Here is a 21958-nt window from a genome sequence, read left to right on the forward strand (position 1 = left end):
TGCTACCTCCTTAGGCCACGGGCTTTCTGGCATTGTACCGACGGTTCACCTTGGCGATCATGCTCTTGAAGAGCGATGCCCGCACATCGGGATCGATGGGCTGGCCGCCGCCGTTGACGCACCCGCCCGGGCAGGCCATGATTTCGATGAAGTGATACGGGGATTTGCCCGCCTTGACTTCTTCGCACAGCTTCTGGGCATTGCTCAGGCCGCTGCAGACCGCAACCTTGACCGTGCCGAAGTTGGGAACCTTCACATCCGCGGTCTTGATGCCCTCGTGGGTGCGGACCACCTTGATGTCCGGGTCGTTGAGCTTCTGGCCGGAAAGCACTTCGTAGGCAAGACGGAGTGCGGCTTCCATGACACCGCCGCTGGTGCCGAAGATGGTGGCGGCGCCGGTGGACTCACCGAGGACCGGATCCGGATCTTCGTCCGGCAGGCTGTTGAACTCGATACCGGCCTTCTTGATCATGTAGGCCAGCTCGCGGGTGTTGATGGTGGCGTCGATGTCGCGCTGGCCGCTATCGTCCATTTCCGGACGCAGGCCTTCGTACTTCTTGGCCACGCAGGGCATGATGGAAACCGTGTACATCTTCTTGGGCTTGCTGCCGGTTTCCTGTGCGCCGTAGGTCTTGGCCAGGGGGCCGAGCATACCGATGGGCGACTTGCAGGTGGAGACATGGGGAAGCAGTTCCGGATGGAAGCTTTCCACGAACTTCACCCAGCCGGGACAGCAGGAAGTGAACTGCGGCAGGGGCAGCGTGCCTTCCTTGCCGGCGTTTTTCACGCGGCCGATCAGCTCGGTGCCTTCTTCCATGATGGTCACGTCCGCGGTAAACTCGTTGTCCCAGATGTAGTCGAAACCGAGCTTGCGCAGAGCGGCGTGCATCTTGCCGCCCACATAGGTGCCCGTGGGGGCGCCGAAGCATTCGCCCAGGCCGTAACGTACGGCCGGTGCGGGCATGGATACCACAACAGTATCCGGATCCTTCAGTTTTTCAAACAGTTCGTCCACATACGACACACCCTCGTAAATGGCGCCGTACGGACAGTTCACCAGACACTGGCCGCAGTTCATGCAGGCCGCAGTGTCCACCACCTGGCGAATGCCGTCGTCATTGATGGACTTGATCGCGCCTGTGCCGCACACCTCTTCGCACGTTCCGCACGCCTCGCACTTGTTGGGATCAACCTGGACGAAAAAGATATCGTCCGGATCAACGCCTTTGGGTGCATTGACTTGATACATGACGCCTTCAACGGATCTCATGATTCCTCCTTGTCTCATAGGATTGAAGACGGGCGGCCCCGAAACCCTTTCAGGCCCGCCATGCGTGCCCCATATCAATGCAACCTCGCACGGCAGTCATACTTTATGAGTACGAAATTAGATATGGTAGCACTATGTAACTACTATTGTAATATCTGTAAACATGTCAACCAAGGATCTCAGAGACTTTGCCGAATGTGCGCAAGGCAAAAGGAATTCATTCGGTCGGGATCGAGTCGCGGAGCTTGGAAATATATCACCACCAACTTCGCTAGATTGGAACGGAAATTCTTGAGAGGTTTAAGACGATGGATAAAAAACCAAAGACCACGGGGTATTAAGTGCGCGCGTGGATATGGGGCAGGGGCCGCAATTCAATTGGGTTTCATGCCCCACTGATAGAAAAGGCGGGCTCCCTCAGTGGATGTTTTGGGTGTAAAGCTGTTTCTTTTTCCCGCTTTTTACTTTTCCAAAAAATCCACGGCGCGGCGTTCGGACCAGTACAGGCCGTGGCGGTTGAACTGGACGAATCCCACGTGGCCGCCGGTGCGCGGCATTTCCAGAAACAGGTGTTTGCTGTGGCGCGCCGCTTCCGTGGGGTAGCAGGAGGGCGTCAGGAATACGTCGTTGACGGCGTTGACCAGCAGCGTAGGCACCCGGATGGCGGGCAGGAACCGCAGGCTGGACGACTGCTCGTAGTAGTCGGCCGCGCTTTGGAATCCGTGGATGGGCGCGGTGAACCGGTCGTCGTATTCCCAGAAGCTGGTCATTTCATCCAGACCGCCGAGGTCGATCGTGCCGGGGAACATCTCGGCCTTGAGCCGGGTCTTCTGCCTGAGTCCACGCATGAAGTACTCCATGTACACGCGCCGCGAGGGCAGGTCGAGCACGTCCGCGCACCCGGCCAGGTCGCAGGGCACGGAATAGGCCACGGCCCGGGTAACCTCCGAGGGCACGCGCGCCGGGTCCTCGCCCAGGTACTTGAGGGTCTGGTTGCCGCCCAGGCTAAAGCCGATGAGTGCGAGCTCGTCGTACTTGCCGGTTTCGAGCACATGGCTGACGACCGTGTGCAGGTCCTCGGTCTCGCCGCTGTGGTAGGAGCGCAGGGTGCGGTTGGGTTCGGCCGAGCAGCCGCGCAGGGTGCGGCAGACCACGTCCCAGCCCGACTGTGTGAGTGCGGCGGCCATGCCCAGCGGATACTTTTTGCGGGAATGCCCCTCCAGGCCGTGGGTGACGATGGCCAGCCGCCGGTGCGGTCCGCCGGGCGCGTAATGCCAGTCCAGGTCCAGGAAATCTCCGTCCGGCGTGTCGATGCGCTCGGGGTGCGGCGCGGTGTCCGGCGCCTGACGGAACAGCGTGGGAAAGAGCGTCTGGACATGCCCGTTGCTGAACGGGAACGGCAGGGAATAGGAGGGCTGGGGAAGAATCGGCATGCGGGAAAATTAAAGAAAGAGACCTGCGGGCGTCAATCGCGGGTACATATTTTTACATTTTCGGGGCCTGCGCCGGGTTCGGGGTTGCGCCCGGTCCATGGGGGCTTATATTCTGGGGGCAACAAGGAGAAACATCATCGGACTCTACACGCAAACCGAACTGGAAAACTACGCGGACGTGCTGCTCTGGGCCGTGCAGGAATCGCGGGGTCGCAAATTCCGGCACGGGGATGTGGTGGTCATTCGCTACGACCACCCGGCCATCCCGCTGGTGGAAGTGCTCTATTCCCTGTGCATGGACAGGCATGTGCAGCCCGTGCCCGTGGCCAACCCCACGCCCATTATGGAGGTGGAGCGCTACCTCAATTCCAGTTTTTCTCAACTCATCTTCCAGCAGCCCGGCCGCGAGGAACTCTTCAAGGCCGCGTCCGGCTGCATCAACATCCTGGCCCCCGAATCCCTGGACCACCTCCAGTCCGTGGACCCGCACACCATAGCCGACGCGCACAAGGCCGAGGCCCCGTTCCGGCGCATGCTGGAGCTGCGCCGCCAGCTCGGCGCACTGGGGTGGACCGTATGCCTGTATCCCACCCGGGTGCTGGCCGACGCCGCGGGCATGGGGCTGGAGGAATACGCGACCCGGCTCAAGCGGGCCTGCTGGCTGAACATGCCGGACCCGGCCAGGGAATGGCGGCGCATCAGGAAGGAACTGGCCGAGTGGGGCGCACGGCTGGACGGGCTGGGCATCCAGTCCCTGCATGTGGAGGGCGAGCACCTGGACCTGCGGGTGCGGCTGGGGGCCAACCGCCGTTTCATGGGCGTCACCGGCGGCAATATTCCGGGGTGCGAGCTGTATGTGGCCCCGGACTGCCGGGGCGTGGACGGCGTGTTCTTCGCCAATCAGCCCAGCATCCGGCAGGGCAATGTGGTTCAGGGAGCGACCCTGGAATTCCACGGGGGAGTGGCCGTCAAGGTGGACGCGGAATACGGGCTGGGTTTTCTGCAGCGCCAGCTCTATTCGGATGCGGGCGCGCGTAGGGTGGGGGAATTCTCGCTCACGGACAGGCGCTTTTCCCGCGTGGACCGGTTCATGGCCCATACCCTGCTGGACGAGAACGTGGGCGGCGAGCACGGCAACTGCCATATCGCGCTCGGCGGCTCGCTCACGGAATGCTTCGACGGGCCGCCCGAGGCCCTGACGCCGGAGCTGGAGGCCGAGCTGGGCTTCAATACCTCGGACATCCACTGGGACCTGGTCAACACCGAGCCCAAGCGGGTCACGGCCCTGGTCGGGGAAGGCAGGCCCGTGCTCATCTACGAAAACGGCGAATTTAAATTCTAAGACCTGTTGACAACCCCGCACCCGTGTTTACTTTTCCCGGTAATGCCCGTCCGGCCCAGGTCGGACACGGTAATTTTCTCATAAGGATACGAATGCATGGCCAAAGATAAAGGTACGGAAATTCCCATCAACGGCGTGAACGATGAAAAAGCCATGGATGAGGATATGAACGAGAAGAACGAAGCAATGGAAACCGAAGATCAGGAACTGTCCCTTTCCGAAGAGGAACTGGTGGCCCTGTGCCGCGAGCATGTCTGCCCGCATTGCGACGTCATGAAGGAGGCCGAGGGCGAAAAACTGCGCGCCCTGGCGGATTCCGAAAACGTCAAGAAGCGGCTGCACCGCGAAGCCGAGGATCTCAAGAGGTTCGTGGGCGAATCCATCCTGGCCGATCTGCTGCCCGTGCTGGACAACCTGGACCTGGCCCTCATGCACGCCGACCAGGCCGACGACGCCTGCAAGAATTTCATCATGGGCGTGGACATGACCCGCAAGATTTTCGTGGATACGGTCAAGAGGCATGGTCTGGAACGCGTGGAGCCCTCCCGGGGCGAGGCGTTCAACCCCGAATTCCACGAGGCCGTGGGCATGGCCCAGGAGGCATCCCTGGACGACAACTGTGTGGTCCAGGTGGCCCAGAACGGCTACATCCTCAAGGGACGCCTGCTGCGCCCGGCCAAGGTCATGGTCAACAAGAAGTCCTAGAAAAAAGTCTAGAGACGTCTTTACAAGCGAATCTGAGTGCTTAATTGGAAATCACGTTTCCAAGAACGAAAACAAATTTACTACAGAATACAAGATTGAGGAGGACCTCTAATGGGTAAAATCATTGGCATCGACCTCGGTACCACCAACTCCTGCGTGTACGTGATGGAGGGCAAGGACCCGAAGTGTGTGACCAACCCCGAAGGCGGACGCACCACCCCGTCCATTGTCGCCTTTACCGATAAAGAACGTCTGGTCGGCGAGATCGCCAAGCGCCAGGCAGTCACCAACCCGGAAAAGACCGTTTTCGCCATCAAGCGCCTCATGGGCCGTTCCGTGGACGCCCCCGAGGTTTCCAAGTGGAAGGACCACTGCCCCTACAAGCTCGTGGCCGGCAACGGCAACGACGCCTGGGTGGAAGTGGACGGCAAGAAATACAGCCCGCCCGAAGTTTCGGCCATGATCCTGCAGAAGCTGAAGAAGGACGCCGAAGCCTACCTGGGCGAGGAAGTGACCGAAGCGGTCATCACCGTTCCTGCGTATTTCAACGACTCCCAGCGCCAGGCCACCAAGGACGCGGGCAAGATCGCCGGCCTTGACGTCAAGCGCATCATCAACGAGCCCACCGCCGCGTCCCTGGCCTACGGCTTCGACAAGAAGGCCAACGAGAAGATCGCGGTCTTCGACCTCGGCGGCGGCACCTTCGACGTTTCCATCCTCGAGGTGGGCGACAACGTCGTGGAAGTGCGCGCCACCAACGGCGACACCTTCCTGGGCGGCGAGGACTTCGACCAGCGCGTCATCGAGTACCTCGTGGACGAATTCAAGAAGGAAAACGGCATCGATCTTTCCAAGGACCGCATGGCCCTGCAGCGCCTCAAGGAGGCCGGTGAAAAGGCCAAGAAGGAGCTTTCCTCCTCCACCGAGACCGAGGTCAACCTGCCGTTCATCACCGCCGACCAGAACGGTCCCAAGCACCTCATGGTCAAGATCAGCCGCGGCAAGCTGGAAAAGCTCGTGGAAGACCTGGTCAACCGCACCGTGGAACCCTGCCGCAAGGCCCTGTCCGACGCGGGCCTGTCCGCCTCGGACATCGACGAAGTCATCCTGGTCGGCGGCATGACCCGCATGCCCCTGGTGCAGGAAAAGGTGAAGGAATTCTTTGGCAAGGAGCCCAACCGTTCCGTGAACCCGGACGAAGTGGTCGCCATGGGCGCCTCCATCCAGGGCGGCATCTTGGCCGGTGACGTCAAGGACGTGCTGCTCCTCGACGTGACCCCGCTGACCATGGGCATCGAAACCATGGGCGGCGTGTTCACCAAGCTCATCGAGCGAAACACCACCATCCCGACCAAGAAGTCCCAGGTGTTCACCACGGCCTCCGACAACCAGCCGTCCGTGTCCATCCGCGTGTTCCAGGGCGAACGTCCCATGTGCGCCGACAACATGCTGCTGGGCAACTTCGAGCTCACCGGAATTCCGCCGGCGCCGCGCGGCATTCCGCAGATCGAGGTTTCCTTCGACATCGACGCCAACGGCATCGTCAACGTCGGGGCCAAGGACATGGGCACCGGCAAGGAACAGTCCATCCAGATTACCGCTTCCTCCGGCCTGAGCGACGAGGAAATCGACCGTATGGTCAAGGATGCCGAGTCCCACGCCGAGGACGACAAGAAGAAGCAGGAGCTCATCGAAGCCCGCAACCAGGCCGATACCCTGGTCTACACCTCGGAAAAGTCCATCAAGGACCTGGGCGACAACGTGGATGCCGAGCTCAAGGCCGACATCGAAAGCAAGATCGAAGCCCTGAAAAAGGCCATGGAGAGCGACGAACTGGAAGCCATCAAGAAGGGCACCGAAGAACTGGCACATGCCTCCCACAAGCTGGCCGAAAAGCTTTACGCCCAGCAGGGCGGCGAGCAGCAGGCCGGCGCCGGCCCGCAGGCGGGTCCCGAAGCCGAGGCCGCCGGTTCGGACAAGAAGGATGACGACGACGTGGTCGACGCCGACTACACCGAAGTCAAGTAACCTGCTTGCCAACTGGGTCCAAGCGAAGTATAGCATTACCCGGTCCGCTTCGAGCGGGCCGGGTCTTTTTTTACCTGCTTTCCGGTAGAATGAACTACGGGTTTACATCATGAAAGAAACTTCCTTCGGACACGGATTCCGACACCTGATACCGGCGGTGCTGCTGACGGCCCTTGTCGCCGCGGCCCTGTTCGGGTGCACCCCCGGCATATCCTCCTGGACCCAGCGGGCGCTGCAGAGCGCCGACATGCTGCCCACGCCGGACCTTCTGGTTGAGGCGGACAAGGCCTGGAACGCCAAGGAATACGCGGCCGCCGAGCTGTATTACAGCAAGGCCCTGGAGCGCACCGATCTGGGCAGGGACCAGCAGCCCCTGGCGCAGGGCCGCCTGGGCATGAGCGCCTACCGCAACGGCCACTTCCATCAGGCCCGCATTTCCCTGGAAAAATGGGCCAACCTGGACATCAAGGCCGTGACCAACTGGGGATGGCAGGAGGCCTACCTCGGATCCGTCGCCGGGCTGGGCAAGACGCAGCGCCTGCAGAGCCATCTGAAATGGGTGCTGGAGCAGGACGGCCTTCCCTGGGAAACCCGCCAGAAGGTGGCCTTCTGGTATTCCGATTATTTCGCGCGGGAAAAGGACCTGGAGCGTTCCCTGAGCGTGTTGGACGGCTTTTATAAGCAGGCCCCGGACACGGATGATCGCGTCGCGTTCGAGCGTGCGTATTCCGCCATGCTGGACGACGCCCGGGACGGCGATCTCGACGACCTTGCCCGCTACGTGACCCCCTCCAACGTCTACCGCTTCCCGTACGCCCTGGTCTCTTTTGAGCGCTCCCTGCGCGAGGCCGACGACAAGGATCAGTGGGCGGCGGTCTGGCGCAGCATGCGTTCGGTTGCCGTCAATGCCGACCTGGCCGACCGTGAACCCCTGGTGGAGGCCCTTTCCCGCCTGGAACGCAAGTACGGCCAGCCGCGCATCGGCCTGGCCCTGGCCCTGCCCGTGAGCGGTCCCTACGCCAAGGTGGGCACCCGCATCCTGCGCGGCGCGGGCGTGGCCCAGTGGAAGCTTTCCACCATGAACGTGGAAGTGGAGATCCGGGTCATCAACACCGCCGCCTCCGGTTGGGTCGAGCGCCTCAATTCGCTGCCGTCCTATTTCACGGTGGTGGGCGGTCCCCTGCGGGTGGATGCCTTCAAGGACATGCTGGCCACCGAACACGGCCGCAAGATTTTGGACGAGCGCGCCTTCTTCACCTTCCTGCCCGGGTTGGGCGAGGTGGAGGAGGGCAAGGACGCATGGCGCTTTTTCACCAGCCGCGAGGACGAGGTACGCAGCCTGGTGAACCTGGCCGTCAATCGCCTGGGCATCCGCGATTTCGCTGTCTTCTATCCCCAGGAAAAGTTCGGCCGGGCCATGGCCAAGACCTTCTACAACGAGGCCGCGCCCCTGGGCGCGCGCATTCGCGGCATGGAATCCTATCCGCCCAGCCAGCTCACCGACTGGAACAAGCATATCGCCAAGCTGCTCAAGGTGCCCGGCAATTTCAGCGAGAACAAGGACGTGCCTTTGCCCATGCCCGACTTTGGCGCGGTGTTCATTCCGGACGGCTGGAGTCAGGCCCAGAACCTGCTGCCCAACTTCTTCTTCTACGAAGGGGAGCAGCTCGTGTTCCTGGGGCCCGGACTCTGGAGCCGCGCCCTGGACCGCTCCAAGCAGGTGGATGAGCATTACTACCACCTGGCCGTGTGCCCCGGCGCATGGTGGGCGGGCAGTGACGGCGCGCTGGCCCTGCAGGACGCCCTGACCGAGGAAGGCCTGGGAAGGGCCGACTTCTGGGTGGCCCTGGGCTTCGACTTCGTGCGCTTTGTGGGCCGCATGGGCGTATTGCCCTCCAACTGGAGCCCGTCCGACATCAACAAGCGCATCCGCACGGCCCAGGAAATCGATTTCAGCATGGCCGCCATGCAGTGGGACAGCCGCGGCATGGCCCGGCAGGACCTGTTCCTGTTCAGCCCGGTCCGCAGCGGCAAGACCATTGCCGACACCGGGGAGCTCAAGGGGCGCATCCAGCGCGCCACGGCCCGCCGCCTGAAGCGCGCCGAGGCATACAAGGAACGCAGGGCCGCCGAACAGGCCGGAAACTAGGTGCACGACATTACAACAGAAAGACGCTGCAAGGAGTCTTGAAGATATGAAAATCAGCCCCGAAGAAGTTGCCAAGGTGGCCAAGCTGGCCCGCCTGGACCTGGCCGAGGACAAGATCGAGTTGTTCGCGGGCCAGTTGGACGACATCCTCAACTACATGGACAAGCTGGGCGAACTGGACACCTCCGAGGTGGAGCCCCTGTACAGCCCGGTGCAGCACACCACGGTGCTGCGCGCGGACGAGGTCCGCAAGGACTACACCCGCGAGGAGGTGCTTTCCAACGCGCCCGAGCAGGACGGCCAGTTCTTCATTGTCCCCAGAATCGTTTAAGTTCTTACGCTTACAAGGTTTTTCATGTCCGATATACATTGCATGACATTGACTGAGATTGCCGCGAAGCTTCAGGCTCGCGAGCTGTCCGTGGAGTACGTGGTCCAGTCCTGCCTGGATCGCATCGAATCCACCGAGCCCCGGGTGCAGGCCCTGCTTTCCGTGCAGGCCGAGGAAGCCCTGGCCCAGGCCCGGGCCATGGACGAGGCCGGCCCCGATGCGGACAAGCCCCTGTGGGGCGTGCCGCTGGTGCTCAAGGACCTGCTGACCACCAAGGGAGCGCCCACCACCTGCGCCTCCAGAATCCTGGAAAACTTCGTGCCGTTTTACGACGGTACCGTTGTGGAGCGGCTGCGCAATGCCGGGGCCGTGCTGCTGGGCAAGGCCAACATGGACGAGTTCGCCATGGGCTCCTCCACGGAAAACTCCGCCTTCCAGCGCACCACTAACCCCTGGGACATGGACCGCGTCCCGGGCGGTTCCTCGGGCGGTTCCGGCGCAACTGTGGCCGCCTGCCAGTGCTATGGCGCGTTGGGCACGGATACCGGCGGTTCCATCCGCACCCCTGCCTCCTTCTGCGGCATCGTGGGGCTCAAGCCCACCTATGGCCGCGTGTCCCGGTTCGGAATGGTCGCCTATGGCTCCTCCCTGGACCAGATCGGCCCCATGACCCGTTCCGTGGAGGACTGCGCGCGCATGCTGCAGGTCATTGCCGGGCACGATCCCAAGGATTCCACCTCGGTTGACGTGGAAGTGCCGGACTACCTGGCCGGGCTCGGCAGCGGCGACCTTTCCGGCGTGAAGATCGGCATGCCCGAGGAATACTGGGGCGAGGGCCTTTCCCCGGAAGTGGAAAAGGCCTGCCGCGCGGCGATGGCCAAGGCCGAGGAACTGGGCGCCACCACCGTGCCCGTCAAGCTTTCCTACACGGACTACGCCATAGCCACCTATTACATCATCGCCATGGCCGAGGCTTCCTCCAACCTGTCGCGCTTCGACGGCGTGCGCTACGGCTACCGCAACAAGGAAGCCGACGAGCTCATCGACATGTACACCCGCAGCCGCACCGAAGGGTTCGGCGACGAGGTGCAGCGCCGCATCATCATGGGCACCTACGTGCTCTCCAGCGGCTATTACGACGCCTATTACCGCAAGGCCGCCCAGGTGCGCCGCCTGATCCGCGAGGATTTCGACAAGGCGTTCACCCAGTGCGACTTCATTGCCGGGCCGGTCTGTCCGACCACGGCGTTCCGCATCGGGGAGAAGGCCGATCCCCTGCAGATGTATCTCATCGACATCTTCACCATCTCGCTCAACCTGGCCGGGCTACCGGGCATGAGCCTGCCCGTGGGGCTCGGCGAAAACAGCCAGATGCCCGTGGGGCTGCAGCTCATGGGGCCTGCCTTCTCCGAGGCCGGAATGCTCTCCGTGGCCGACGCCCTGGAGCGCGCCCTGCCGCCCATGCCCGTGCCCGAGATGTAGGGTTCAAAATCGAGAACAACGGAAGGGAGCTTCACGAAGCTCCCTTCTTTTTTTAGGGCCGGGCCCGATTTTCTTCTCGCATGCGCACTATCATCCGGGTCATGTCCTGGACCATTTCCTTTGGGCTGTCGATGTATTGGCGGTTGGCCGCCTGAAGGGTCTCGGCGTTGATCTCTCCCTTTGAGACGATTTCCCTGCCGCACATTGCCACGGCATTGAGCTGTTCGGCGAGACGCTCCGGTTCGGTGGCCAGAAGATGAGACGCCGGAAAGGCGACCGTTCCAGCGGGAGTCCAGCCCATGTTGTCGATGATGCGGGCCAGGACCCTGCTGGTGGAGGTGAAGGATTCCCTCTCGGGGTTGCCTGCGGTCAGCAGGTTGACAACCGTTTTCGGGGTGCCGTCTCTTTTCAGGTGATATGTCCTCCCGTTCCTGAATTCGAAACGGGCGTCGAGCGTCACCCTGAGGCGCTCGATCATCTTCTGCATGTTGCTCGGCAGGGAATCGAAATAGACCGGGCAGGCAAACACGAGAATGTCCGCCTCCTGCATCTTGGGAATGATCGTCTCCATGGCGTCATGGAACATGCATTCCCCGGGTGTTTCGAACATGCATTTCCCGCAGGCGGAGCAGGGAGTGATCTTCTCCCTGGAAGGGTAGAGCACCTCCGGGTGAGCGCGGGCGGATTCGGCCCCTTCGAGAAACCTGTCCAGCACGATCTGGGTGAAGCCCTTTTCAGACCGGTGGCTGCCGTTGATCGCCAGAACCCTGCATGTCCTTTTCATGTTGCTCACCTCGCGGGTTGATCAGTTCATGTCTTGCTCTCAAGATGTTTTGCGGCATTGCCCATCATGGTCTTGAGGTCCTCCATCAATTGCCGCTGCCGTGCCTGCGGAATGCCCTGCGTCAGGACGTCGCTCCATTTCGTGAGGATGGCCCAGAATTCGTCCTCGATTTTCAGTGCGGGGGCGTTCAGGTAGGCGCGTTTCACCCGCTTGTCGTTTTCATCCATTGCCCTGCGCACATATCCCGTATCCTCAAGCCGTTTCAGGGCCCGCGCCGTGTTGGCCTTGTCCACATAGATCTTGCGGGTCAGCTCGTCCTGGCTCTGTCCGTTCCGGGTAAAGAGTTCTGCAAGATATATGTATTGGCCCGAACCGATATTCATATGGGAAAGCTCTTGCCCCAGATACAGGTTTGCCATCCGGTGGAGCATGGCTATGAACCGGCCCATTGTTTCCGCGCCTTGCAATTTCATGATGATGAATCTCCTATAGTTGACTTCGCAACTAATATCACTTGATTCAGTTGTGAAGTCAACTGTTTTCAAGGCCATTGCCGAGATGTGAATGAATGGGTGAAAGTTAATTATTTAATGTTGTTATGTTGTGATGTGAGGCGAGACGATTGGTGGTTGGTAATCTATAATGTGGAGTAAATAAAAAGTAGTGCATGTTTGTTCCAATTCCCCTTGACAGGGACGGGGAACACGGGCAAATTGAGTTTGATTGATAATAGGAATTATTACTATTAAATAAAACGCTGCTCTGAAACATGCGGGCAACACTGCCAACGTGGATTTCCGGGCAGCCTAGCTAGGAGGAATATATGTATTTCAATCAGATATCTGTGGAAGGCCTGGGTTGCCTTTCGTATGTGATCGGCTGTCCCGCCGCCAAGGCCTGTATGGTGGTGGACCCCAAAAGGGATATCCAGGACTACCTGGACATCGCCCGCGAGGAGGGCATGCGGATCACCCATGTGATCAACACCCACCTGCACGCGGACCACATCAGCGGCGATCAGGAGCTGCGGGCCGCCACCGGGGCGGACATCTACATCAACGGCAGCGGCGTCACCGTGGATTACGTGCACAAGGAGCTCAACGAGGGCATGGTTTTCGAGCTGGGCGCGGCCAAGGTGGAAGTGCTGCACACGCCGGGGCATACGCCCAACTCCATTTCCCTGCTGGTGACGGACAAGGTGCGCTCGGACGAGCCGGAAATGCTGCTTACGGGCGACCTGCTCTTCGTGGGCGATGTGGGCCGTCCGGACCTGCCCGGGGCCGAGATCCTCGATGAGCAGGTGAAGAACCTTTACAACAGCCTGTACGTTAAGCTGGCCGATTTCCCGGACCACATCGAGGTCTTTCCGGCCCATGGCCAGGGGTCCCTCTGCGGACGGGGTATGAGCGCCAAAAAGAGCTCCACCCTCGGGTACGAGCGCCGGGCCAACCCCATGCTGCGCTTCAAGTCCTTCGAGGAATTCAAGTCCGACGTGACCTCGGCCTTCCCCACCAGGCCCAAGAGCTTCACCCACATCATCAGCACCAACAAGGCCGGGGCCAACCTGCTGGACGCCTGTCCCATGGACAAGGCCCTGACCCCGAAGCAGTTCGAGGAGATGATGGGCGAGGGTGCCGTAGTCATCGATGCCCGCAATTCCGCCGCCTATGGCGGGTTTCACATTCCCGGCAGCGTGAACATCGGTTTTGAGAAGCAGCTCGCCAACTGGGTGGGCATGGTCATCGAGCCGGGCTCCGACATCCTGCTGGTGGTGGATGATCAGGAGGACTACGACCGCATGCTCATCGAGCTGCACCGAATCGGTTACGACCAGGTGTTCGGGTATCTTTCCGGCGGCATCATGGCCTGGCTCAACAGCGGCAGGCCCGTGGAACAGCTGGAACAGGCCTCGCCCCACCAGCTCAGCGAACGTCTGGGCGGCAATCTGGCCGTGGTGGACGTGCGCACCCCGGCCGAATGGAAGGGCGCGCGTATCGAATCGGCCATCCACTTCCCGCTTTCCGACATCCTGGATGGCAAGCTTCCGGATCTGCCCAGGGACCGCGAACTGGTCATGGCCTGCGGCACCGGCTACCGCTCCAACATCGCTGCCGGACTTCTGCGTCAACAAGGTTTCAAGAACATACAATCCCTGGCGGGCGGCCTGTTCGCATGGACCAACGCCGGCCTGCCGACCGTATCCTAAACCAACGAAAGGAGACAAAACATGGAAACCAGTTTCCCTCTTATCGGCGATCGTCTGCCCACTTTGAAAGTGACCACCACCCACGGCGAAATGACCTTGCCTGACGACATGGCGGGCAAGTGGTTCGTGCTCTTCTCGCACCCGGCCGACTACACCCCCGTGTGCACCACCGAGTTCGTGGCCTTCCAGAAGCGCTACGATGAGTTCCGCAAGCTCAATTGCGAGCTCGTGGGCCTGTCCATCGACCAGGTCTTCTCGCACATCAAGTGGATGGAGTGGATCAAGGAAAAACTCGGCGTCGAGATCGAGTTCCCGGTCATTGCCGACGACATGGGCAACGTGGCCAAGGCCATGGGCATGATCCATCCGGGCAAGGGCACCAATACCGTCCGCGCCGTGTTCATCGTGGACGACAAGGGAACCGTGCGTATCATCTTCTACTATCCGCAGGAACTGGGCCGCAACATGGACGAGATCCTGCGCGCCGTGAAGGGCATGCAGACCTCGGACGCCCACGGCGTGGCCATCCCGGCAGGCTGGCCCGAAAACGAGCTCATCAAGAAGCGGGTCATCATTCCGCCCGCCAAGGACGTGGAAAGCGCCAAGAAGCGCCTTCAGGAACATGAAGGCTTCGACTGGTGGTTCTGCCACAAGGAATTGTAGGAAAACACTGGGGGAAACCTCTTGAAAGAGGTTTCCCCCAGACCCCCATCCAGAACTTTTTGGAGAAAAGCCCCTGACAGGATTTCCTGTCAGGGGCTTTGAGTTTTGAGGAGAGTGTGGCTACTTCATGTCGTAGGTGGTCGGGCCGTCCTTGTAGTTGGTCACGTCCAGCCAGGACGCGGGATAGCCGATCTCGATGGGCATGGTGCTGGGCGGCGGCGATGAGTAACGGCCGTCCGGCAGGTTGATGTAGCCGTCCGCGTACTTGGCGATGATGGTATCGCCCATGTCCCACCACGCTTCGAGAATGCGGTTGGAATTGTCCGTGGCCCGCTTGGCCAGCATGAGGCGTGCGGCCTGCTCCGGCGTGCCCTGCACCTTTTTGTCCATCTGGCGTACAAAGCGCATGGATTCCCACTCCAATTTTCGTTGCAGCGGCAGGACGTCGCTCTTGGTGATCAGCTGGAAGTTGAGGCGCGAGAAGCTGTTCACGTAGTCGAAGGCCCACCATGCCGAGCTGCGGTCCAGCTTCTGGGGCGAGCCCGTGGAATAGGCCTTGTTCAGGCCCAGGGCCTTGGAGAAGAAGGGCGCGAAGCAGGTGGTGTAGGAAACGTCCGGGCCGTACCAGAGCACGCCCTGCGTCAGCTCGGGTGCGTCGGGACGCCACTGGCAGACAAAGGTATAGCCCTGGTAGAAGACCGAGATGGCCCGCTCCCATGCGCCGTACATCTTCTTGCCGCCGCCTACGTCGTTCTGCGGGCCGTCATAGGGGCCCACGAAGCGGTGCGGGTCGCCGTAGGGCCCGGCGGCAACGCCCTTGGTCAGGTCGAACTGGGTGCCTTCGTAGTGGTCGCGGTAGAGCGAGAACACGTCGCGCACGTGCAGCTTGCGCTGCGGGGCCAGGGCAAAGGGATACTGCGTGGTGTAGCCGTCCTCGGCCCAGGGGCTCAGGCCCAGGCTCGGGTTGACCCTATCCTGCACGCGCCAGACGCGGCGCAGGGAGTAGTAGGGGTGGTTGTATTCCCCGGGGCTCACCGCGCGCAGCCAGTCCAGCTTGCTTTTGCCGTCCCAGTACTTGGCGTCCTTGAGGCCCTGCACCAGGTGCTTGGACCAGCAGAAGTTCTTGTGCTTGGTGTCGGCCAGGTCGATGTCGCGGATGCGGAATTCGTTGGCCGCCACGAAGATCATGCCGTCGGGCACGCGCTGGGCCACCCAGGCGGAATGGTTGCTCTTGTTGGGCAGCGCGCACATCTCGAAGACCCAGGCCTCGTCCTTGTCCGCCACCAGCAGGGTCTCGCCCGTGGAGTAGTAGCCGTATTTGTCGATGAGCCCGCCCATGAGCTTGATGGCGTCGCGGGCGGTCTTGCAGTTTTCCAGGGCGATGCGCGAAAGTTCCGAACTGTAGAAGATGCGCAGGGTGCCCTTGCCCGTGCCGTTGGGCCTGGGCTCGAAGTTGGCTCCGTTGGTGCATTCGCCGAACATGAGGTTGTGCTCGTTCATGATGCCGTATGCGCCGTCGTAGTAGCCGTAGGAGGTGGGCACCGTCTTGCCCAGGATGGCCCAGATGTCCTTGTACGGCAGTTCGTACAGGGGCGTGGTGTAGGGCTTGCCCGTGTCGTAGCCCGGCCCGCGCTCCGTGGTGGAAATGCGGGGGTAGCGGTAGCTTTCGGGGAAGATCTGCCGGCTTCCTTCCTGCTTGTGGGGCGGGACGTAGATGAGCCGCTGGTCGCCCAGTTCGTCGTCGTCCGAATGGGCCACCATCATGGAGCCGTCTGCGCTGGCCCCCTTGGTAATGATCATGGTGGTGCAGCAGAGCGCCGACGAGCTCGCGAACAGCACGATTGTCAGTGCCAGCAGGAACAGTCTGGAGCCTTTCATGGTTTCCTCCGCATTATGGGTGACGTTCAATCGTTTGCGAATATAGGGTGTTTGTCGGCGGGTGTGCATTATTATTTGCCGCAGGCAGGCCCGTGCCCGAGGCTTGCCCTTCGGGGCGCGAAGTGACATGGTGCTGCCCATGATTTCAGGAACCGAAACCGTTGCCGTTGCCGTGAGCGGCGGCATGGACAGCCTGCTGGCCCTTTGCCTGCTCAGGGAGCAGGGGCGCGACATCATGGCTGTGCATGGGCACCTGCTTCCGCCCGGCCCGGGCTGGGACGTGGTGCGCGAGGGCCTTTCCCGCAACTGCGCCAAGCTGGGCGTGCCCTTTCACGCCCTGGACCTGCACGCGGAGTTCGAGCGCTGCGTGGTGGAACGCTTTGCCGCCGATTACCGGGCGGGGCTTACGCCCAACCCCTGTGCGGTCTGCAATCCAGAGATCAAGTTCGGCCTTCTGTTCGACCGCGTCCGGGAGCTGGGGGCCGACTCCATGGCCACCGGCCACTACGCGGACCTGGAGGAGCGGCCGGGCATGGGACGGCTGCTGGTGCGCGGCCAGGACCGTTCCAAGGATCAGAGCTATTTCCTCTCCCTGGTGCCCGTGGACCGGCTGCGCAGGGCGTATTTTCCCCTGGCCCGGACCTACAAGAAGGACGTCATGGACCTGCTCGGCAAGTACGGGCTCGAACCGCCGCTGCCCAAGGAAAGCCAGGAGATCTGCTTCATCCCGGACGACGACTACCAGGCCTTTCTGGAAACGCGGGGCAACTTGCCCGGCCCCGGTCCCATCGTCCTGGAGGACGGCACCCAGGTGGGACGGCACAAGGGGCTTTGGCGGCACACCCAGGGCCAGCGGCGCGGCCTGGGCATTGCCTGGCAGGAGCCGCTTTACGTGCTGGACAAGGACGTTGCCGGCAACGCCCTCGTGGTGGGACCCCGGAGCGGACTGGATTCGCCGGGGTGCCTGGTGCGGGACTTGAATTTTATGGTCGCCCCCGGGCAGTGGCCCGAGGTGGTGCAGGTGCAGACCCGCTATCGCCAGCAGGCCAAGCCCAGCCGTTTCAGCGTGAGCGGCGACAGGCTGGAGCTGCATTTCATTGAGCCGCATTCCCGGCCCACTCCCGGACAGGTCGCCGCCGTGTATACGGACGACGGCGCGGTGCTCGGCGGCGGGCTCATCGAGCGGGCCCTGTGATCAGCGGAACCAGAGCAGGCTGTCCCTGCTTTCCATGAGGTACTGGTTGTAGGCCTCGCCCCGGATGCGCTTCATGGTGTTGAATATTTCCTGGTCGGTCAGGTGGGGGCGCTTGCGCAGGTAGCCCGCCCACCATGTGATTTCCCCGGCCACGCGGTAGCGCCATGGGTCGCGGAACCTGACCAGCGTGTCGAACCCCTGTTCCCGGTCGCCCATGCCGATGAGCGAAAGCCCCAGGAAGTAGGAGGCGTCCGGATTGCCGGGGTAGCTGTCCAGGGTGCGCTGGAAGGTGTTGGCCGCATCCGTGTATTTCCCGGCCTTGAACTGGCGCAGGCCTTCCCTGTTGTTTTGGTAGGCCTTGGACGGCCCGCTGTACAGGAAGTCGTTGTAGACCGAGATCATGGCCACGCCCGAGCCGCGCCCCACGCCGACGCCGGCGGAGGAGACCGTGCAGGCGCACAGCGCCGCCATCAGGAGCAGCAGCGGGAAAAATGATGCTTTGTGCATGTTCTTGACCGGAACCTGTTAAATGGGTAGCTCCCTCTCAGACCATCGTTCATGGTCCGAAGACGTTGCAAGACAGAGGCCGCAAGGCCGTAATACCAAGACGATACATGATTGAATTTTACACCGCCACCCTTGGCTGCAAGATAAACCAGTATGAAACCAGGGCCATTGCCGAGGCCTGGGCCGGAAAGGCCGGTTCGCAGGCCATGGAAACCCTGGATCCCCTTGCGGCCGATCTCATCCTGATCAATTCCTGCGCGGTGACGGCCAATGCCGTGCGCGACCTGCGCCGCAGCGTCAGGAAATACCATCGCGACAATCCCGCCGCCGGGATCATCATCACCGGGTGCGCGGCGCAGATCATGCCCGAAGAGCTGGCGCAGCTGCCGGGCGTGGTGCGGGTCATTCCCCAGGAGGAGAAATCCGGCCTGCTGGAAGGCCCGGACTCCTCGGGCCGTAAACCAGCCACGCCGTTCGCGCCGTTCAGCATTGCCGGATATCATCGTTCGCGCCCCGTGGTAAAGGTTCAGGACGGCTGTTCCCATTTTTGCACCTTCTGCATCGTGCCCCTGGCCCGTGGCCGCAGCGTCAGCCGGCCGGTGGACGAGATCGCGGCCGAGGTGGGCCGCCTGCTGGACGCCGGGTTCCGGGAAATGATCCTTTCCGGGGTGAACCTGCGCCAGTTCGGGCGCGACCTGGACGGCAAGCCGAGCTTCTGGGACGTGGTTCACAGGCTGGAGCAGGAATTCGCGCCCCGCTGGGCCGGGCGGGCCCGTTTCCGCATTTCCTCCCTGGAGCCGGGACAGCTCGACGCCCGGGCCCTGGAGGTGCTGGGCGGATCCAAACTGGTCTGTCCCCAGCTGCATATTTCCCTGCAAAGCGGCAGTCCGAGCGTGCTGAAACGCATGGGGCGCGGGCATTACAAGCCCCAACAGGCCCTGGATTTCTGCCGGGAGCTGCGCGCCTTCTGGCCGGAATTCGGGCTGGGCGCGGACCTGCTGGTGGGTTTTCCCGGCGAGACCGACGAGGAATTCGAAACCACCATGGAGTTTTGCGCGGAACTGCCCTTGACCTACGGGCACGTGTTTCCCTATTCGCCCCGTCCCGGAACCAAGGCCGCGGACATGGATGGCCAGCTTCCGCCCGAGGTCAAGAAGGAACGGGCCGCGCGGTTGCGCAAGCTGGTTTCCGGCAAGAAAAAGGCGTTCCTCAAGAAGCTGCTCGCCATGGACGAGCTCGCCGTGCTGGTGCAGGACGAGACCGGAAAGGGCGTCAGTGAATACTATGCGGCCTGCCAGGTGGAGCCTGCCGGTCCCATTGCGCCCAAGTCCCTGGTGCGTTGCCGCCCTGTGGGAATGGCGGGGCGGGATGTGGTCCGCTGCGAGCCCGTGGAGTGAGGCGGGCGGAAAAGAATTTCGCGGGAGGCTGACAAAGAGTCGAGCCTCGTATACAAAACAGGTCAAGAAAAGAGAAGGATATACCCTATGCCAGTAAGTATGACCGGTTACGGTCGATTTGAAACCAATGAGGACAGCTGGGCCCATGTCTGGGAAATCCGCAGCGTCAACGGCCGGTTCCTGGATGTGAAATGGCGGCTGCCCTACACGGTCCGTTCCCTGGAGAACGGCTGGGAAAAGGTGGTGCGCAAGTACGCCTCACGAGGCCGGGTGGATGTTTCCCTGAACCTGGAAATGCTCAGCGCCGAGGAACTGGGAGTGGCCTTCAACGAGCCGCTGGCCAAGTCCATGATCGGGCAGATGGAAGCCCTGGCCGGACAGTACGGCGCGACCTTTGTTCCGGATTTCAACAAGATCCTGGGCATGTCTTCCCTGTGGAAGGACACCAACAGCGAACCCGAGCCGGGGTTGGCCAAGAGCCTGACCGCCGGCCTGGAAGGCGCTCTCCGCAACTGGAAGGAATCCCGCAAGGTCGAGGGCGAGGCCATGACCCGGGACCTGCTGGAGCGGGTTACGGTGCTGCGCGGCCTGTCCGAACGCATTGCCGTCAGGATTCCGGAAGTGCTGGAAATCAGGCGTCAGGCCCTGCGCGACCGCATCCGTGAGATCATGGAAGCCGTGGGCGCGGAATACAATGAAGACCGCATGCTCCAGGAAATTGCCATTCTTACGGACAAGCTCGACGTGTCCGAGGAACTGACCCGTCTGGCCACCCACCTGGACCGGCTGGAAGAGGTGCTCGGCAAGGACAAGGACGCGGGCAAGAAGCTCGACTTCCTGTTGCAGGAGACCTTCCGCGAGATCAATACCTGCGGCAACAAGGCCCAGGATACCGAGGTCAGCGGACTGGTGGTGGATTTCAAGGCGGAACTGGAAAAATGCCGCGAACAGGTGCAGAATATAGAGTAGGAGCTTCCCATGCAGAAACAAGGACTTCTGAATATCGGTTTCGGCAATTTCGTGGTCAGCGGCCGGGTCGTGACCATCGTCAACCCCACCTCGGCCCCCATGCGCAGGCTCCGCGAGGACGCGCGCCAGGAAGGGCGGCTCATCGACGCCACCCAGGGCCGCAAGACCAGGGCCATCATCGTCACGGACTCCAACCACGTCATCCTGTCGGCCATCCAGGCGGAAACCATCGGTCAACGTTTCAGCTCGGATGAGGTCGACTAATGGGGGATGACAGGAAATATCCCCGACACGGGCTGATCATGGTGGTCTGCGCCCCCAGTGGCACCGGAAAATCCACCCTGATCAGCCGACTTCGCGAGGAGATTGCCAACTTCGGTTTTTCCATTTCCTACACCACCCGCGCCCCCCGCGGGCAGGAGCGGGACGGCCGCGAATACCACTTCGTGAGCCGCGACAAGTTCATCGCCATGCGCTCGCGCGGTGAATTCGCGGAATGGGCCGAGGTCCACGGCAATTTCTACGGCACGGCCATCCAGCCCATCCACGACATGCTGGCCGAGGGCAAGGATATTCTCTTCGACATCGACGTGCAGGGCGCCCTGCAGCTGCGCAAGGCCTTTCCCACGGGGATTTTCGTGTACCTGCTGCCGCCCTCCAAGGCCGAGCTGGAACGCCGCCTGCGCGGCCGGGGCACGGACTCCGAGGAATCCATCGTGCGCCGCATGGAGAACGCCCTGGGCGAACTCAAGCAGGCCGGGGAATTCGACTACTGGGTGGTCAACGACGACCTGGACCAGGCCTTCGAGGACCTCAAGGCCGTGTATCACGCCGGCTGCAACACCCCGGGCCTGCGTCCGGAAATGGTGGAAAACATGATCAATTCCTGGAGGGACAATGGCTGAGCTGGTCATAGCCCTCGATTATCCCGATGCGGCAGGGGCCATGACCATGGCCCGGAACCTGGTGGGCGCTGTTCCCTGGGTCAAGGTGGGCCTGGAACTGTTCACGGCCGAAGGCCCGCGCATGGTCACGGACCTCAAGGAGCTTGGTTTCAAGGTCTTTCTCGATCTCAAGTTCCACGACATTCCCAACACGGTGAAAGGCGCGGTCCGCTCCGCAACCCGCCTGGGCGCCGATATGGTCAACATCCACGCCATTGGCGGCCGTCGCATGGCCGAAGGGGCGCTGGAGGGCCGCGACCTGGGTCTGGTTCCCGGACAAGAGGCTCCCATCCTGTTGGCCGTGACCGTGTTAACCAGCGTGGGCAAGGGGGACATCCCCCTGGAAAACGCTCCGGAACCTGGAGATTTGGCCCTTGACCTGGCTGTGAAAGCCAAGCAGTATGGCCTAAGTGGAGTGGTTTGTTCGGCTCTTGAGGCCGAACGGATCAAAGGGCGTTGCGGCGGTGGTTTTTACTGCCTGACCCCCGGCATCAGGCCCGCGGACAAGGGCGCGGTTGTCGGAGGCGACGACCAGAGACGCGTGGTGACGCCGTCCCAGGCCGTCCGCTTCGGCTCGGACTTCCTTGTTGTGGGCAGGCCGGTCACCGGCGCGGACGACCCGAAACGGGCCGCCGAGTCGATAGCCCGGGAAATGCTTCAAGCCTAGTCACGGAG

Annotated in this window: 20 protein-coding genes; 14 read left to right on the plus strand and 6 right to left on the minus strand. The window is 61.9% G+C overall.

Annotated features, from left to right (window positions below; all coding sequences use genetic code 11):
* Positions 1-10: 10 nt before the first annotated feature.
* Both FGL65_RS09065 and FGL65_RS09070 read right to left on the minus strand, forming a co-directional pair.
* Positions 11-1273 carry a [FeFe] hydrogenase, group A gene (locus tag FGL65_RS09065; RefSeq protein ID WP_222705820.1) on the minus strand — a complete coding sequence of 421 codons (1263 nt, stop codon included), beginning with the start codon at positions 1271-1273 and terminating at the stop codon, positions 11-13.
* Positions 1274-1731: 458 nt separating this feature from the next.
* On the minus strand, positions 1732-2703 hold the full coding sequence (locus FGL65_RS09070) for a YheT family hydrolase (protein WP_147820896.1): 972 nt from the start codon (positions 2701-2703) through the stop codon (positions 1732-1734).
* A gap of 97 nt (positions 2704-2800) precedes the next feature.
* Between FGL65_RS09070 and FGL65_RS09075 the strand changes: the two genes are divergently transcribed.
* From FGL65_RS09075 to gatA, 6 genes are all read left to right on the plus strand, one after another.
* The gene (locus FGL65_RS09075; protein WP_147820897.1) at positions 2801-4045 is read left to right on the plus strand and encodes an aminopeptidase; all 1245 of its coding nucleotides are present in this window, start codon (positions 2801-2803) and stop codon (positions 4043-4045) included.
* 96 nt (positions 4046-4141) lie between these two features.
* Positions 4142-4750, plus strand: a complete 609-nt coding sequence (locus FGL65_RS09080; protein WP_147820898.1) for a nucleotide exchange factor GrpE — start codon at positions 4142-4144, stop codon at positions 4748-4750.
* Positions 4751-4861: 111 nt separating this feature from the next.
* A complete protein-coding gene (dnaK, locus tag FGL65_RS09085; protein ID WP_147820899.1) occupies positions 4862-6778 on the plus strand; it encodes a molecular chaperone DnaK in 1917 nt (638 codons plus the stop codon).
* Positions 6779-6887: 109 nt separating this feature from the next.
* The gene (locus FGL65_RS09090; RefSeq protein WP_250645442.1) at positions 6888-8927 is read left to right on the plus strand and encodes a type 1 periplasmic-binding domain-containing protein; all 2040 of its coding nucleotides are present in this window, start codon (positions 6888-6890) and stop codon (positions 8925-8927) included.
* Between the two features lie 46 nt (positions 8928-8973).
* Positions 8974-9258, plus strand: a complete 285-nt coding sequence (gene gatC, locus FGL65_RS09095; protein WP_147820900.1) for an Asp-tRNA(Asn)/Glu-tRNA(Gln) amidotransferase subunit GatC — start codon at positions 8974-8976, stop codon at positions 9256-9258.
* Positions 9259-9282: 24 nt separating this feature from the next.
* Positions 9283-10740: an Asp-tRNA(Asn)/Glu-tRNA(Gln) amidotransferase subunit GatA gene (gene gatA, locus FGL65_RS09100; RefSeq protein WP_147820901.1), complete on the plus strand. Its 1458-nt coding sequence runs from the start codon at positions 9283-9285 to the stop codon at positions 10738-10740.
* Positions 10741-10792: 52 nt separating this feature from the next.
* Here the strand turns inward: gatA and FGL65_RS09105 are convergent, their stop codons facing one another.
* Both FGL65_RS09105 and FGL65_RS09110 read right to left on the minus strand, forming a co-directional pair.
* On the minus strand, positions 10793-11524 hold the full coding sequence (locus FGL65_RS09105; protein WP_147820902.1) for a flavodoxin family protein: 732 nt from the start codon (positions 11522-11524) through the stop codon (positions 10793-10795).
* A 26-nt stretch (positions 11525-11550) separates the two neighbouring features.
* Positions 11551-11997 carry a MarR family winged helix-turn-helix transcriptional regulator gene (locus FGL65_RS09110; protein WP_147820903.1) on the minus strand — a complete coding sequence of 149 codons (447 nt, stop codon included), beginning with the start codon at positions 11995-11997 and terminating at the stop codon, positions 11551-11553.
* Between the two features lie 350 nt (positions 11998-12347).
* Here FGL65_RS09110 and FGL65_RS09115 point away from each other — a divergent pair, with 350 nt between their 5' ends.
* On the plus strand, positions 12348-13730 hold the full coding sequence (locus FGL65_RS09115; RefSeq protein ID WP_147820904.1) for an MBL fold metallo-hydrolase: 1383 nt from the start codon (positions 12348-12350) through the stop codon (positions 13728-13730).
* Between the two features lie 21 nt (positions 13731-13751).
* Complete coding sequence (locus FGL65_RS09120; protein ID WP_147820905.1) at positions 13752-14393, plus strand: peroxiredoxin; 642 nt, start codon at positions 13752-13754, stop codon at positions 14391-14393.
* Between the two features lie 120 nt (positions 14394-14513).
* On the opposite strand, the gene FGL65_RS09125 is transcribed toward FGL65_RS09120, so the two are convergent.
* Positions 14514-16271, minus strand: a complete 1758-nt coding sequence (locus FGL65_RS09125) for a dipeptidase (protein ID WP_147820906.1) — start codon at positions 16269-16271, stop codon at positions 14514-14516.
* Positions 16272-16410: 139 nt separating this feature from the next.
* Here FGL65_RS09125 and mnmA point away from each other — a divergent pair, with 139 nt between their 5' ends.
* A complete protein-coding gene (gene mnmA, locus FGL65_RS09130; RefSeq protein WP_250645443.1) occupies positions 16411-17466 on the plus strand; it encodes a tRNA 2-thiouridine(34) synthase MnmA in 1056 nt (351 codons plus the stop codon).
* Here the strand turns inward: mnmA and FGL65_RS09135 are convergent, their stop codons facing one another.
* Complete coding sequence (locus tag FGL65_RS09135) at positions 17467-17973, minus strand: tetratricopeptide repeat protein (RefSeq protein WP_147820908.1); 507 nt, start codon at positions 17971-17973, stop codon at positions 17467-17469. It lies immediately after the preceding gene.
* A 107-nt stretch (positions 17974-18080) separates the two neighbouring features.
* Here FGL65_RS09135 and mtaB point away from each other — a divergent pair, with 107 nt between their 5' ends.
* The 5 genes from mtaB to pyrF all read left to right on the plus strand — a co-directional run bounded on the left by mtaB (position 18081) and on the right by pyrF (position 21950).
* Positions 18081-19370, plus strand: a complete 1290-nt coding sequence (gene mtaB, locus FGL65_RS09140; protein WP_147820909.1) for a tRNA (N(6)-L-threonylcarbamoyladenosine(37)-C(2))-methylthiotransferase MtaB — start codon at positions 18081-18083, stop codon at positions 19368-19370.
* An 87-nt stretch (positions 19371-19457) separates the two neighbouring features.
* On the plus strand, positions 19458-20339 hold the full coding sequence (locus tag FGL65_RS09145) for a YicC/YloC family endoribonuclease (RefSeq protein ID WP_147820910.1): 882 nt from the start codon (positions 19458-19460) through the stop codon (positions 20337-20339).
* Positions 20340-20348: 9 nt separating this feature from the next.
* Positions 20349-20603, plus strand: a complete 255-nt coding sequence (locus FGL65_RS09150; protein WP_147820911.1) for a DUF370 domain-containing protein — start codon at positions 20349-20351, stop codon at positions 20601-20603.
* Positions 20603-21244 (plus strand): guanylate kinase, encoded by a 642-nt coding sequence (gmk, locus tag FGL65_RS09155; protein WP_147820912.1) that lies wholly within the window; start codon positions 20603-20605, stop codon positions 21242-21244. Before FGL65_RS09150 ends, gmk begins: the two co-directional genes overlap by 1 nt.
* Entirely contained in the window at positions 21237-21950 is a 714-nt protein-coding gene (gene pyrF / locus FGL65_RS09160) for an orotidine-5'-phosphate decarboxylase (RefSeq protein ID WP_147820913.1), read from the plus strand. Before gmk ends, pyrF begins: the two co-directional genes overlap by 8 nt.
* Positions 21951-21958: the final 8 nt, after the last annotated feature.

The sequence above is a fragment of the Salidesulfovibrio onnuriiensis genome, assembly GCF_008001235.1.
Taxonomy (GTDB): Bacteria; Desulfobacterota; Desulfovibrionia; order Desulfovibrionales; family Desulfovibrionaceae; genus Pseudodesulfovibrio; species Pseudodesulfovibrio onnuriiensis.

Excerpts from the sequence above, each read along its gene's own strand:
- FGL65_RS09070 (WP_147820896.1), bottom strand. The coding sequence starts at position 2,703 with ATGCCGATTCTTCCCCAGCCCTCCTATTCCCTGCCGTTCCCGTTCAGC.
- FGL65_RS09075 (WP_147820897.1), top strand. The coding sequence starts at position 2,801 with ATGGGGGCTTATATTCTGGGGGCAACAAGGAGAAACATCATCGGACTC.
- FGL65_RS09080 (WP_147820898.1), top strand. The coding sequence starts at position 4,142 with ATGGCCAAAGATAAAGGTACGGAAATTCCCATCAACGGCGTGAACGAT.
- dnaK (WP_147820899.1), top strand. The coding sequence starts at position 4,862 with ATGGGTAAAATCATTGGCATCGACCTCGGTACCACCAACTCCTGCGTG.
- FGL65_RS09090 (WP_250645442.1), top strand. The coding sequence starts at position 6,888 with ATGAAAGAAACTTCCTTCGGACACGGATTCCGACACCTGATACCGGCG.
- gatC (WP_147820900.1), top strand. The coding sequence starts at position 8,974 with ATGAAAATCAGCCCCGAAGAAGTTGCCAAGGTGGCCAAGCTGGCCCGC.
- gatA (WP_147820901.1), top strand. The coding sequence starts at position 9,283 with ATGTCCGATATACATTGCATGACATTGACTGAGATTGCCGCGAAGCTT.
- FGL65_RS09105 (WP_147820902.1), bottom strand. The coding sequence starts at position 11,524 with ATGAAAAGGACATGCAGGGTTCTGGCGATCAACGGCAGCCACCGGTCT.
- FGL65_RS09110 (WP_147820903.1), bottom strand. The coding sequence starts at position 11,997 with ATGAAATTGCAAGGCGCGGAAACAATGGGCCGGTTCATAGCCATGCTC.
- FGL65_RS09115 (WP_147820904.1), top strand. The coding sequence starts at position 12,348 with ATGTATTTCAATCAGATATCTGTGGAAGGCCTGGGTTGCCTTTCGTAT.
- FGL65_RS09120 (WP_147820905.1), top strand. The coding sequence starts at position 13,752 with ATGGAAACCAGTTTCCCTCTTATCGGCGATCGTCTGCCCACTTTGAAA.
- FGL65_RS09125 (WP_147820906.1), bottom strand. The coding sequence starts at position 16,271 with ATGAAAGGCTCCAGACTGTTCCTGCTGGCACTGACAATCGTGCTGTTC.
- mnmA (WP_250645443.1), top strand. The coding sequence starts at position 16,411 with ATGATTTCAGGAACCGAAACCGTTGCCGTTGCCGTGAGCGGCGGCATG.
- FGL65_RS09135 (WP_147820908.1), bottom strand. The coding sequence starts at position 17,973 with ATGCACAAAGCATCATTTTTCCCGCTGCTGCTCCTGATGGCGGCGCTG.
- mtaB (WP_147820909.1), top strand. The coding sequence starts at position 18,081 with ATGATTGAATTTTACACCGCCACCCTTGGCTGCAAGATAAACCAGTAT.
- FGL65_RS09145 (WP_147820910.1), top strand. The coding sequence starts at position 19,458 with ATGCCAGTAAGTATGACCGGTTACGGTCGATTTGAAACCAATGAGGAC.
- FGL65_RS09150 (WP_147820911.1), top strand. The coding sequence starts at position 20,349 with ATGCAGAAACAAGGACTTCTGAATATCGGTTTCGGCAATTTCGTGGTC.
- gmk (WP_147820912.1), top strand. The coding sequence starts at position 20,603 with ATGGGGGATGACAGGAAATATCCCCGACACGGGCTGATCATGGTGGTC.
- pyrF (WP_147820913.1), top strand. The coding sequence starts at position 21,237 with ATGGCTGAGCTGGTCATAGCCCTCGATTATCCCGATGCGGCAGGGGCC.